The 13,836-nt window shown below is 35.5% G+C and carries 11 protein-coding genes and 1 pseudogene; 2 read left to right on the top strand and 10 right to left on the bottom strand.

Annotated elements, in window-relative coordinates:
- Window positions 1-140 precede the first annotated feature (140 nt).
- Complete coding sequence (locus tag I7822_RS16285) at window positions 141-1,115, bottom strand: glycerophosphodiester phosphodiesterase family protein (protein ID WP_207980099.1); 975 nt, start codon at window positions 1,113-1,115, stop codon at window positions 141-143.
- Window positions 1,116-1,241: 126 nt separating this feature from the next.
- Here I7822_RS16285 and I7822_RS16280 point away from each other — a divergent pair, with 126 nt between their 5' ends.
- Complete coding sequence (locus I7822_RS16280; protein WP_207980098.1) at window positions 1,242-1,916, top strand: FHA domain-containing protein; 675 nt, start codon at window positions 1,242-1,244, stop codon at window positions 1,914-1,916.
- 80 nt (window positions 1,917-1,996) lie between these two features.
- On the opposite strand, the gene murC is transcribed toward I7822_RS16280, so the two are convergent.
- The 8 genes from murC to I7822_RS16240 form a co-directional block, all read right to left on the bottom strand.
- Window positions 1,997-3,295, bottom strand: coding sequence for a UDP-N-acetylmuramate--L-alanine ligase (gene murC / locus I7822_RS16275; RefSeq protein WP_207980096.1), 1,299 nt, complete (start codon window positions 3,293-3,295; stop codon window positions 1,997-1,999).
- A 430-nt stretch (window positions 3,296-3,725) separates the two neighbouring features.
- Entirely contained in the window at window positions 3,726-4,373 is a 648-nt protein-coding gene (locus tag I7822_RS16270; RefSeq protein WP_207980094.1) for a hypothetical protein, read from the bottom strand.
- A 183-nt stretch (window positions 4,374-4,556) separates the two neighbouring features.
- Window positions 4,557-7,307 carry a DNA translocase FtsK gene (locus tag I7822_RS16265; RefSeq protein ID WP_207980092.1) on the bottom strand — a complete coding sequence of 917 codons (2,751 nt, stop codon included), beginning with the start codon at window positions 7,305-7,307 and terminating at the stop codon, window positions 4,557-4,559.
- A gap of 606 nt (window positions 7,308-7,913) precedes the next feature.
- A complete protein-coding gene (locus I7822_RS16260) occupies window positions 7,914-8,717 on the bottom strand; it encodes a DUF1444 domain-containing protein (protein WP_207980090.1) in 804 nt (267 codons plus the stop codon).
- 178 nt (window positions 8,718-8,895) lie between these two features.
- Entirely contained in the window at window positions 8,896-9,210 is a 315-nt protein-coding gene (locus I7822_RS16255; protein ID WP_207980088.1) for a thioredoxin family protein, read from the bottom strand.
- A gap of 346 nt (window positions 9,211-9,556) precedes the next feature.
- A complete protein-coding gene (locus I7822_RS16250; RefSeq protein ID WP_207980086.1) occupies window positions 9,557-10,060 on the bottom strand; it encodes a hypothetical protein in 504 nt (167 codons plus the stop codon).
- 488 nt (window positions 10,061-10,548) lie between these two features.
- Entirely contained in the window at window positions 10,549-11,070 is a 522-nt protein-coding gene (locus tag I7822_RS16245; RefSeq protein WP_372442167.1) for a DUF84 family protein, read from the bottom strand.
- A gap of 20 nt (window positions 11,071-11,090) precedes the next feature.
- Window positions 11,091-12,164, bottom strand: a complete 1,074-nt coding sequence (locus I7822_RS16240; RefSeq protein ID WP_207980082.1) for a M42 family metallopeptidase — start codon at window positions 12,162-12,164, stop codon at window positions 11,091-11,093.
- Window positions 12,165-12,534: 370 nt separating this feature from the next.
- Between I7822_RS16240 and I7822_RS16235 the strand changes: the two genes are divergently transcribed.
- Entirely contained in the window at window positions 12,535-12,846 is a 312-nt protein-coding gene (locus I7822_RS16235; RefSeq protein ID WP_207980080.1) for a PepSY domain-containing protein, read from the top strand.
- A 54-nt stretch (window positions 12,847-12,900) separates the two neighbouring features.
- On the opposite strand, the pseudogene I7822_RS16230 reads toward I7822_RS16235, so the two are convergent.
- Window positions 12,901-13,747, bottom strand: a pseudogene (locus I7822_RS16230) (YtnP family quorum-quenching lactonase).
- Window positions 13,748-13,836: the final 89 nt, after the last annotated feature.

Raw genomic sequence — 13,836 nt, 5'->3', positions numbered from 1 at the left:
TACGCCGAGGAGGCTCACCGCCCGCCCCGCGGAAAGCGAGCATCTCTCTCGCTGCAATCAACCACACCGCACTACCTGGTATATAGCAACAAAGTTTGCGAAAACAGCCTTACTAAAAGACACTAATTGCGAAATTAACCTTATTTATTAAACACAGGAGCAATAATATCGATTCGATTTGTCCAAACCCCTCCTGAGTAATGATTTGGTAAACGTTTTAAATCTTCTTCTGAATCAAACCCTTCTGAGAAACCTCCATCACCAACTACTACAATGACTCTTGTATTTAAATCTTCCATTCGACTAGTGAATTTTCCAGACCATCCCCATAAGTATGGTGCAATTTTTTCAGGAAGATGTAACTCAGTATTTTCACATGTTTCAGGTACATAACCCGTCCAACCAACTAAAATATATGGAATAAGGCAGCTTTTCATTGTATTTTTTGACATAACTTTAATCTTAGGTAGCTTTTCTTTTAATGCTTCAATTGGTTCATCACCACCATATACAGTTAAAAGGCTTAGACGATCCTTTGGAAGCTTAGTAAGTACTTTCGCCAGTTGTACCCCTTCTGCAGCATCGTTACTCTTAATATGGATTAATAAGGACTTATCTGGAAAATTGCTTAATACCTCATCAAGTGATGGCATAAGACCAATACCTTTACCACGGAAAGGAAATGTTTTTCCATTATCGTATGTATAACCAAATCCGGTGTCAACTTTTTTAAGCTCATCCATTGTATAATCCTCTGTTGTTCCTTTTACATTTGTTCGGCAATCTAACGTCTCATCATGAAACACTGCAAACTGCCCGTCCTTTGTTGGCATGATATCAAACTCAACCATATCTGCACCTTCATTAAACGCAGCTTCCATTGAAGGAATTGTATTCTCTAAATAAGAATGTTCAGGCTTATAGATCATCTCAGCAGTACAGGTGTCATACTTTACATCTTTTATATTAAAGGTTTGAGCCATTCCTCTATGAGCAAGTAACAGGGGATCTTTAGTTGTTTGCTTTAAAAATAGATTGGAATTGTTTATCACCATAAATAATAGGAGGGTAATAAACAATATAAGTATTTTTAAAAACTTCCTCTTCCTTTTCATCTTTATAACCTCCACTCTAGCTCACAGTAACTAATACTAATTATTTGTTTGCTCACACTCAATGGTTATGGGATAATATTTTGATGATAAGATTCTGACAATGATAGATAGTTAGGAGTTAATAGAATGGATACTTCTTCGTTTCTTGTAATTGAAAAGGCACCACATTATGAATCGGGGGATATTATCTCATTAGATAAAGCAAATATGGTTTTTGGTAGAGAATCTAAGCATTGGAAGCCAGACATAACGTTTAATAACGTATTCGTTTCAAGAAAACATTTTAGCATTTCTTTTGAAGCAAATAGTTTTTACATTAAAGATTTACAAAGTAAACATGGTACATCGGTTAATGGAAAAATACTTGAACCGAATATACCTGAAAAACTAGCTACAAATGACAAAATATCATTTGCAAAAGATCTAGTTATCATGTCTTTTTCACTTAGGGACTTTGATGAGACTTGTGAGTTAACACCCATTAATCTAGAAGAACAAGAGAAAAAGCCCAATCCCCCTCGACTTGACCCATTAAAACAAAATTTAATCTTGAAAAACAACTGTTATGCTTTGACAGAAAAAGAATATAAATTCATAGAAATACTTCTTCAAAAAAAACAATTTGTTTCTAAGGATGAACTAACACATTATGTATGGTCTGAAAGATTTACATCAAATAGCATTGATTCTATGGTTAGTTCAGAAGAAGTGAATGCACTCATTTATAGATTGCGAAAGAAAATACCCCCTACTATAACAATTGAAACAATAAGAGGCAAAGGCTATGAATTAAGAACGTGAAAAAAGCTGACTTAGATAAGAATCATTACTTAACGTAATTTTCTTATTTATCGTCAGCTTTTTTTAATCTTTAGAAAGTGTTAAGCTAAAACCTTTTCATATGCTTCTTGATATTTTTGAATATCTCCTGCACCCATGAAAACTAAAACAGCACGTTTGTGGGTTTTTAGGACAGAGGTATCCTCTTCATTTATTAAATGGGAATTTTCAATTTTTTCAAGTAAATTGTCAATTGACAACTTACCAACATTCTCCCTTGCAGATCCAAAAATATCACATAAGTAAATATAATCTGCCTTTTGTAAACTCTCTGCAAACTCTTCTAAAAAGGATTGAGTTCTTGTAAATGTATGTGGTTGGAACACTGCGACAATGTCTCTATCAGGATATTTTTGTCTAGCTGCATCAATGGTTGCATTGATTTCAGTAGGATGATGTGCGTAATCATCAATTAAAATTTGATCTCCGACTCTTTTTTCATTAAAGCGTCGTTTCACTCCTTCAAATGTTAACAGCCTTTGTTGAATAATCTCAACGTCAATTTCTTCATAATGACATAATGCGATAACCGAAAGTGCATTTAAAACACTGTGATCGCCATAAGTTGTGATTTTAAAAGACGCATAAAAGGTGTTTCGAACAAAAACATCAAATGCAGTGCCGTCTGTTGATTTTACAACATTTCTTGCTTGGAAATCATTCTCTTCACCAAAGCCATAGTAAACTACAGGAACCTTTGCTTGAATTTGTTGTAGCTGCTCATCATCACCACAAGCAATAATTCCCTTTTTTACCAGAACTGACATTTCCTGAAATGCACTAAACACATCCTCTATGTTAGTAAAATAATCAGGGTGATCAAAATCTATGTTTGTCATGATCGCATAATCTGGTTTGTATGATAAGAAATGTCTACGGTATTCACAGGCTTCAAAAACGAAATACTTGCTATTTGGAATACCATTACCTGTTCCATCACCAATTAGATAAGATGTTGGTTCAGCCCCTTGGATTACATGTGATAATAATCCGGTTGTGGATGTTTTACCATGAACACCGGTTATTGCTACACTTGTATACATTTGCATGAATTCACCAAGAAAACGATGATAGCGAATAACTGGTAAGCCAAGATTAAAGGCTTCTTCAATCTCTGGATGTGTATCCGGAAACGCATTTCCTGCGATAATTGTTAAACCTTCTTTAATATTTTCTTTTGCAAAGGGTAATACTTTAATGTTACGTGCTTCAAGGGCTTTTTGCGTAAAAACTTTCTTTTCAATATCAGAGCCCTGAACTTCGTAATTCATATCATGTAAAATCTGTGCAAGGGCACTCATTCCAGTCCCTTTAATTCCAACAAAATGATAAACAGTCATAATTAGAACCTCCAACAAACGTCTATCTGATTGACAGTATATGACGCTCATCTAGATTTGCAACCCATCTATATGAATCCAATTCGAAAAACTTGGCTTAAAGTGGCAAAGCTTTCGTTTTTCTTATACTATCATCCATAAGATTTAATTTTAATTAAGTGAAAGAAAAGCACAGTTGCCTAGTTAAACCAGGCAAACATGATATCCGCTATAAGGTAGCTCCAACAACCTATGGTTGTGTTTACAAAAAAATGTATCAACGAGAATTTTGGAGTTTACTACTCTAAAGGGTAAATGCGAAAATCAGTTCTAAACTTATACTTCCTAATTTTTCTTTAACATATGTAATAAGCTTACGGTTGTATATTATATCACTTGCATGAAATAATGACCATGAAAATAGTGGAAACCTTACATTGGACTTAGAATGTCACTTTTCAACTGATGCATCTCTGTTCCAACTATATTTTATGGAAAATTTCTTTAAAAATGTACGCCAACTATCTTTACTTTTTTCAAAATGACTTACTAAGTTACTAATTGTTTTTTGATCACATTGAACAAAAATTTCGCTAATACACAAAAGCTTATCAAATACCGGAACTGAACGTAAAAAGATAATGTCTTCTCCATTAACCATTTTGTTTTTTGAAAATGTCTTAATTGTACATCGTTCACCTGTAAGTAATTTCTCTGCATGTATATGACCATCATTTGATTTTATTACTTTAAATGGCTCAAGTACACTAGCCATAAAAAGTGCATGTACCACAGCATCTAATGAATGTCTCTTATTACTCGAGTGATCCACAAATGATTGGTAAATGGTTGTTCCTTTTATCGTCAAATAATCAAAAGTAAACCAATCAAGAAAAAGCTGCTCTTCTATTTTAGTAAAAACGGATGATCTCTCACAACCTACTTTTTCACTAAAAATATACTTAGCCTTCACTTTTTCTCTAATGTTTACTTGACGGTCTACATAGCTCTTGATCATTGCAGTATGTTGAACAACGTAGGTAGAAAGTTGGTCTTCTTTTTCCTTGCGGAGGGTTTGAAAATGAACAATATTATCCATAATTACTCAACTTTTTCTAAACGTGGAATTGAATGAGACACTTTAATAATTCCACGTTTTTTTAACCTAATAACAGTAGAAAAGCTGAATTCCCCTTGTTGCTTTAATACAAATTCCTTCATCGACCTAAACTCCCTTATCCCTTTCTATTTAACGTATCATACCATTTTCCTTTACTATGCACTACTCACTTTGAATCGAATCTAATTCCTCTTCAGAAATGAGAATATCTCGTGGCTTACTTCCACGATTTTCTGAAATTATTCCTTGCTCCTCCATCATATCGATCAGTCTTGCTGCTCGATTATAGCCGATTCTAAAACGTCTTTGAAGAAGTGATGTTGATGCTCCCCCTTGATTCACAACAAATTCACATGCTTCAGGAAATAACTCATCTTCTTCAGATTGTATGATTGCTTTTTTCACCAACTCATCTTGATGAAATAAATAGTCTGGCTTTGATTGATGCCTTACATGTTTAACTACTCGTTCAATTTCTTCATCTGATACAAATGTACCTTGCAGCCTTACAGCTTTCGATGAGCCGTTTTCTAAAAACAACATATCACCTTTACCAAGAAGTTTTTCTGCACCATTTACATCAATAATTGTTCTTGAATCCACTTGGGAAGAAACAGAAAAAGCAATTCTCGTTGGGATATTCGCTTTAATTAAGCCTGTAATAACATCTACAGAAGGACGCTGAGTAGCTACGATCAAATGAATTCCACATGCACGAGCCTTTTGCGCGATCCGACAAATGGCTTCTTCGACATCATTTGGTGCAACCATCATTAAGTCTGCTAACTCATCGATGACGATAACTAGGTATGGTAGATGTTCACCTTGTTTATGCTCTTTTACAAGTTGATTATATCTCGTAATCTCTCTTGTACCAGAATGAGCAAATAGCTCATATCGACGTTCCATTTCCTCCACAGCCCATTTTAAAGCTGCAGTTGCTGCCTTTACATCGGTAATAACAGGACTTACTAAGTGTGGAATTTCATTATAAGGTGCCAATTCAACCATTTTCGGATCAATGAGCATTAATTTCACTTCATGTGGTGACGCTTTGTATAACAGGCTGACAAGAATTGTATTAATACAGACACTTTTACCAGAACCAGTTGCGCCTGCAATAAGTCCGTGAGGCATTTTCTTTAAATCTGTAACAGCAGGCTGACCAGAGATATCCAAACCTAACACTGCAGTCATCGGCGATGGATTCGTTCTAAATTCTGGACTTCGGATTATTTCACGTAAATAAACCATCTTACTTACCTTATTAGGAACTTCAATTCCAATCGTATTTTTCCCAGGTATCGGTGCCTCAATCCTAATGTCCTTGGCAGATAAGCTCAATTTAATATCATCACTTAAGTTTGTAATTTTATTTACCTTCACACCTGGTTCAGGATGAACCTCAAATCTTGTGACAGAAGGGCCTTGAGTAACATTTACAACACTAGCCCGAACATTAAAGTTTTTTAAGGTGACATCTAAAAGCTCTTTCTGATCATTCAACCATGAATGATCTTCTAAAACTTCCTTATCTGGAACATTTAAAAATGCAAGTGATGGAAACTGATAACTGTCCTCTTTCGCTCTCATCCGTTGTTTATCTCGACCTAGCATCATAACATTGAAAGGAAGGGTATTGTTTCTAGTTTTAGTTTCGATTTTCTGCTTCTCGTCTTTTGTAAGATTTTCTTGATGAGGCACAATAGGCTGATACTCATCTTCTTCTTTTAAATAATTTTCTTGATGATGATTGACTATCTGCTGTTCATTTTCTTCCAGACGTTCCTCTTCATGTGACAGATTAACATTGTTCCTAGTATCCTCTGGAAGAACCTCTTGCTGTATTGGATCCTTCATATGAACGAATGTATTTTCAAGCTCACTTTCAATGACTGTGTTGTGTAATTCCTGTTGAAATTCTTCTTCGTCTAATTCAGCTCGGTGGAGAAGTTGATTTATTTCAGGACTATTAACCTGTACTGAATCTAATTGAGTTTCTTCCTCTTCGATAGCTGTTAAAGGTTCTCGAGTTACCCAAATAGTTGATTCATCTTCCAAGTTGATTAGAGACATTTCATCCTCTTCTAGCGATACTTCTAGTTCAAGTTCACTTATTTGAATTTCTTGCTTTTGCTCCTCAATTCCTAGTGTTTCTTCTTCGTAGAATGTGTTAAATTGACTCAAATCATCGTCAATCCTCAGATCATTCACTTCAAGGTTCTCCTCAACGTTTGCATTGCTATTTAATTGAGTTTCTTCAATCTCTTCATGAGAAAAACTCATTTCAGTGTGCTTATCTTCTTTTTCAACCATTGAGTTTTGCTTACGAACAAAATTTATTTCTGTATCATTTTGTTCGATTTTTTCTTGCTTTTCTTGTTGAAAGTTTTTAATGACTGTTCTTGAAGACTGTTTCTCTTCAGTTTTTGAAAGTAACGAACCATTTATCCCACGGTTCTCCACTTGTAACTGCGGACGAGTCATTATCCTCTCTTCTTTTGTTTGAAACCCATAAATAGGTGATGGTATAGCGGTCGGACTAAAAGGTCGTTTAGGTTTCTCATCAGCCTTCTTCGGATTTATTTTTGGTTTAGTAGCTGGACTTTTAGGAGTAAATGGAACTTCTCCGCTATGTTTTTGATAATCGTATGTACGTGTTGGACGCTTGGAACGTTCATCGCGACTTGCTAACTTTTCATCTGGAATCATCGGAAACCTAAAGTTACCTTTTGGATATTGATAGGCGACCTTAGCTTCAGCAGTAATGTTTGTTCGATTTTTACCTTCAACGCTCGAAGGAGTGTTGAAAACGGAATGAGCATTGAGATCATCTTGTAATTCTGCTTTTTTTTCATATTCTTTTTCATCTTCTCCAGAGAAATAGGAGACTAACTTTGTTAACCAATTCATCTTTATCACTCTTTCAACATTTCAAAATATCTTATACTCTATTGTATCAATAAATGTCTAGATTTGTAGATAAACTTCAATCATTGTGATAAACAAATGCTTTTTAAGGTCCAACTGTAGGAAGAAGGTTTTAGGTAAAAATTCCGTTATATCGGTAAGGGTAAAATCTACTAGACTTATTGATACTGAAAAATTCCCCTTACTTCAAAAGATAAATTAAGGCTCTTTTCTAAGAGATTGTTGCTTTTAAAACAAAAAACTAATTCAAGTTGATTGGAACGGATTGCGAGACACCTGCGGGAGTAGCGGGACAGGTGAGACTCATGCAGGCGTTTACGCCGAGGAGGCTCACCGCCCGCCCCGCGGAAAGCGAGCATCTTTCGCTGCAATCAACCAGACCGCATTACTTAGTAAATATCAACAAAGTTTGCGAAAACAGCCTAAATTAAAGAAAAAAAGAGGATAACCAATAATTAAAATAACCTCCATCACGATGGAAGCTATATCGGCCGCCTCTTTCATTTCTTTTATTTTTCTTCTAGATTGTTCGGTTTGAAGATTCCATTTATGGGTGTGCAAACCTTTTTAGGAAATTTAATCTAGTATTTATTTTTGTGGTTTATTTTTCCCTAAAATAAAAACGGGCTCAAGCTTTTTATTTTCATATAAAAACGATAATGCTGTAATAGGGACTGTACCACTTGCAAAAAAGCTCATTGTTAATTGAGCCAGAATATCATAACCTGTATTATTGCGAACATCGACAATTATTAACACGTCTTGATGTGGAACAGCAACAGCCATTTTACCTTCAACCTTTTCCTCAAATGATTGCAGTAGACTTTCATTCAATATTCTGCTTGCGTCATAGCCATCGTTTGCGTTTAAGAAATAAAAAATGTTACCTGCAACATTGTCTTCTTTTACACTTGTCTTCAAGGATCTTATATTAAATGATGATACTTCTTTTAATTGGTCGCTTGTCCAATTTTCTTTTTCCATCATTTTTTCATCAATCAAACGATACGTATTTCCAAGATCTAGTGCATAATAGATTCTTGTTTCTGCTGTATGCTCACTGAAGCAAAGCGGAATTCCATCATTGCTCTCGGTAGGGAAAGAAGTAGAGCGAATCACTGGAAATATAGATTTTTCCTTTCCTGTAAGCTCTTGTTTTTCGTTCATAACGATTAAAGCTTCTTTAACATAATAGACAACTTCATCAATTGCTTTTTCTTTTGATGTTTCCCATTTTGCAATTATTCCCGGAAGAGATAGTGTTACACCTTTGTTTGTTGTGGAATCTTCAATTCTTAGAGAATCCTTCTTTCGATCAAATTCAAATTGCCATTGTGGTTTTGTAAGCTTTTCTTTTAGGATTTCTACTAATTTTCTCGAAGTCATTTTCATTCATAGTTCCTCCTCTCGACTAAATTCTATGAAGGAAAGAGGATGGAACCCTCTTTAACTCGTTTTCATGTCCAAAATCGATTTCCAACCAAATTTAGTCCATAATTTTGCACAATAACAAGCTATCACTCACAATCGTTTTTGTGTTCCTTAAAGTGATGCGAATTCGTTATATGTACTATGTAAGGCTGTTAATAAAATCTTGAATTTGTTCTTGTGTTTTACGATCCTTACTTACAAATCGTCCAACTTCTTTCCCTTGGTGGAATGCAACAAAGCTTGGGATTCCGAATACATTTAATTCTACACATAAATCTATGTATTCATCACGATCGACATAATAAAATGTATATGAGCTATTTTCTTTTTCGATATCAGGTAAGATAGGTTCGATTACGCGACAATCTGGACACCAATCTGCTGAGAACATAAAAATAACATTGTCACTTTGAATTAGTTGTTTATATTCTTCCACTGAAGTTAGTTTTTTCATTTCAATTTCCTCCATCTTAATTAAACTCTGTTTAGTCCATCTATAGTTTATATGATTCCCTCTTACGTTTCCACTTAGCCACCTTACAATGACTATAATAATACTACTTTTAGAAAGACTTTGTTAAACAAATTGTTGATAAATGAGGGAAATCTGCGACACTCCTGAGGGAGTACTTGCTACTAAACCCCGCAGTGAGGAACAACCGAGGAGTCTAGGCATTTAGTCCACGGAAAGGGAGCAAGCTTTCCTTTCCCTAATATAAAAACAACAATAAGATTTAACAGAGCCTATAGAAAAAAAGAGGCCTAAAAAGGGTCTGACCCTATTTTTGCCTCTTGAACAGTCATTTTTTATGAACTGATTTTACAATATCCATCATATTTTTCGCAGCATCTGAAACATCATTTATTTTTGCTTCAGTCGTTAACTTTGTTCCACCGATTCCAACTGTAACTTCATAGGTGTTTTTTTCAAGAGTATTGACAAATAGATAGCCGAATCTCTCTTTATCTTCAAACGTTTCAGAAATAAAAGGTTTCTCATATTTTTCTACTAATGTGTCATATGAAACTTTACTATTAGCTTCCTCGTTTTCATTTACAAATAATAAATAGCTCTTACTTCCTTTTTCGAGCAATACATTATACATCTTCGTTTCTTTTATAGTAAATTCTTCAGGTAAATAATATGAAAAGAGCTTTGTTTGTTCATTTGAATCCTTTGGAGTGTCTTCGAATGCCTGCTTGGTATTATCTATTGTGGTTTTCGTTAATTCTTCATCTGAAATTGTACAGCCCATTAATAAAATAGTTAGTAAAAGACTTAACACTAGAGTTAATTGCTTCATATCAATCCCCCAAATATACTAGGTAAATAGAACTCATTTAATAATACCCCTAATTTTTTTCAATTGACAAGTAAAAGTAGTTTTTTTACACATTTTACCGAGTGAAAAATATGTTGAAATTGAAGAATACTGATATTAAGGGATATTATGGAATTCATTATTTACTTAGCTGGAGAAATACATACTAATTGGCGGGATAGAACTGTCAAATAAAGCTAATGTTACGGTTTTAAAATATCCAACAAGCTATTGATGTCCTTTCAAATTTAGTGGAAAAAGAACAAAAGCGCAAGCGCCTTGATCAGCCTCGGGCAAATAAGACGCTTAAGAATAGAAGGTGTTCTTTACCTTCAATTCTTAAGTGGCTTATGACCTCGAGGGGCTAGGCGCTGGAGCTGGATGCCAAGCGCTTATCCACAGTACAAGAATTTTATAATTTCCTAGACGATAAAAAGCGACTAAAGGGTCGCTTTTTATTTTTGTTGGCTTTAGTAAGCCTTAGAGGTTTTATATAAGTATTGACCAACTAAAAGTTTTGCTAGCTGTGTAAACATTTCCGTTCTATTGACACAACCATTTGTAAAAATTCCAATTGCCCCTTCATTTTGGCGAACATTATGTTTTTCGACATAGTGATCCATAACATCTCCTAATTCCAATCCACTAAAAACCTGTGCTCCTACTTCTTCAGGAATAACAATCCTCGATCCACCAGCTACGATTGGTTGCATATGCTCGTCAACAATCGCTCCCCAGTTACATAAAAAATAGCCAAGCTCTGATTTTACAACGCCGCCCTCTAATCCAACACCAATTTGACCATCCGCTTCTTTAAGTGCATTCTTTGCACGATTTATTGCCCCAGTCATTGTCTCATTGTCTGTCAAAGGCTGTGCTGAAACATTAGAAGGTACATTTATTGAGATAAATTCTCCTGGTAAAAGTGAGGAAAAAGCAGCTTTAACTGCATTAACTTTTGTTGGATTCTTCGTTCCAATTGCGATAATCACGTTCATTCTCCTTACTCTATTTACGAATTACTTTTAATGGTTTGAACTGTTGTAGCATCACAGGACTTAACGAGACGCACAAGAAGTTCCTTTGCAGCTGCATAATCATCTACATGCATGATCGATCCAGATGTATGAATATAGCGTGAGCATACTCCAATTACAGCTGATGGTACACCTTGATTTGAAACATGGACACGCCCTGCATCTGTGCCACCTTGAGATACGAAATATTGATATGGGATATCATGTGTTTCTGCCATATCAAGAATAAACTCTCTCATACCACGATGTGTAACCATGGAACGGTCATAAATTCTTAAAACAGCTCCCTTACCAAGTTGTCCGAACACTTTCTTATCTCCACTCATATCATTTGCAGGACCAGCATCTAATGCAAAGAAAAGATCAGGATTAATCATTGTAGCTGCTGTCTGGGCTCCACGTAGGCCTACTTCCTCTTGAACAGTCGCTCCAGAATAAAGTGTGTGTGGAAGTGTTTCATCTTTTAGTTCCTTTAGTAATTCAATTGCAAGTCCACATCCGTAGCGGTTATCCCATGCCTTTGCAAGAATTTTCTTCGGATTCGCCATTGGTGTGAACGGACAGATCGGAACAATTTGTTGACCAGGCTTGATCCCAATTTGTTTTGCATCATCCTTGCTGTCTGCACCGATATCAATTAACATATTACTTATTTCCATTGGCTTTGATCGTTGTGATTCATTTAATAAATGTGGTGGAATTGAACCAATTACACCAATGATTGGCCCATTGTCTGTAATAATTTCTACTCTTTGTGCAAGCAGCACTTGACTCCACCAGCCACCAAGCGGCTGAAAACGGAGCATCCCATTATCCGTAATCGCAGTAACCATAAAACCAACTTCATCCATATGCCCTGCAACCATAATTGTTGGTTCATCTGGCTTTCCATGTCTAACACCGAAAATACTACCTAATTTATCTTGAACTATTTCATCAGACAATGGCTCAAGCTCATTTTTCATAAATGCTCTTACTTGATGCTCATTTCCAGATGCACCTGGAAGTTCTGTTAATGTCTTAAATAATTGTAAGGTTTCTTTTTTCATTCTATACCCTCATTTCAGCGCAGATTGCGTCTTTTTCTTATTGTTACGTAATATGTATTGAAATAACTTCACTTAATAATGCTAATTAACATGCTATAATGATTTTTATAAACTAGGCTCTGTTAAAGCTAACTGTAGATTTTAGCACATTGTTGATTGGAACGTATACGTGAGACTCCTGCGGGAGTGCGAGTCCAAGAGAGACCTCGCAGGTGCAAAGCACCGAGGAGGCTCCCGGACCGCCCGCGGAAAACGAACGCCTGCAGCGCAAATTAACAACCAAGTTTAACAGTGCCATAATCTAAAATCGTAATTATATATACTAAAAAGGTTCAAGCGTAATGAAATACACGAATTAGGGGTGACGAATATGAAAGGTAAATATTTTTTACTTGGCTTAGGAATTGGAATTGCAACGACATACCTTCTAAAAGACCAAATAATATTAAAGTCAATATCGTCCGATAAAGCATTAGAACTTGTAAAAAAAGCTTTTAAGGAAAAAGGTCCTATCGATGGTTCGTGGATTTATTCCGTCCCTGAAACCTTTTCAAATGGCCATGTAACTTATGAAGTTTTCAAAACTGGTGTTTCTCGTACTGTCAATGATCATCTCGAGCAATATGAAGCGTTTGTAGATGCTAAAACAGGTACGATTGTCCATGTAGAACAAATTGCATAAAGTATTAGGGGCCCCCATCTACCTTGTGCCCCTCCCTACTATATATACCAATAATTAATTTCTTTTTCGTTCAATCTTTTCTACAATATCACCTTGATCATTCCATTTTATTCCTCGGTAGTATGCATCATGATAGAAAGTAAACCATGCGTTATGTGACTCGCCAAACTTTAGCCATTTCTGCTTATTCTCAATCGAGGTCATTGGATAATCATCATAAGCTAATACCCATAATGGATTCTTATGTGCATGTGTAGGCATTAAATCTGCCATATGAACAACCGTTTCTCCACCATCTTGTAAAATCACTACACTGTGCCCTTTACTATGGCCTCCTGTATGGTACATTTCTAGACCATCAGTAATTGTAATTGATGTTTCGAATGTTGAGACTTGTTCCTTAATTGCTTCCCAATTTTCTTTCCAATATGTATTTCGCGAGCGAATATTAGGTTGTTGCATTTCTTCCCACTCAATTAGAGTAGTAATAATTTTCGCGTTAGGAAAAACAGTGGTTAACTGGTTATTTTTCCATTTTGTTAACCCACAAGCATGATCAAAATGCATATGTGTCATTAAAACAATATGAATATCTTCAGGTGTAAGCCCGAGCTCTCGCAATGATTGCTCAACTGCTGATTCTTCTTTGACACCATAATTTCTTAGTTGTTTTTCATTTAGCTTACCAGATCCTATACCTGTTTCTAAGAGAATGTTCTCGCCATTTTTTTTGAATAAGCAATGGATCTGTTCGTAACTCAATTTGATTTAATTCGTTAACAGGATATTTTTTCGACCAAAGCGGTCTTGGAACAACGCCAAACATTGCTCCTCCGTCAAGATATGTGACCCCACCATTTAACCAAGTTATCTTAGTTTGACCTATTTGAAGTGTTTCCATTTCTTTCCCTCCCCTAATATTATCTTAACATACGAGTAATCTGTTATGACAATAGAGAAGGATTCAAAAAAAAAAGGAAATGACATTTG

This window comes from Metabacillus bambusae (assembly GCF_017497975.1).
Classification (GTDB): Bacteria; Bacillota; Bacilli; order Bacillales; family Bacillaceae; genus Metabacillus; species Metabacillus bambusae.
Note: the sequence above shows the minus strand (reverse complement) of the source record. Positions and strands in the feature narration are given on the sequence as shown.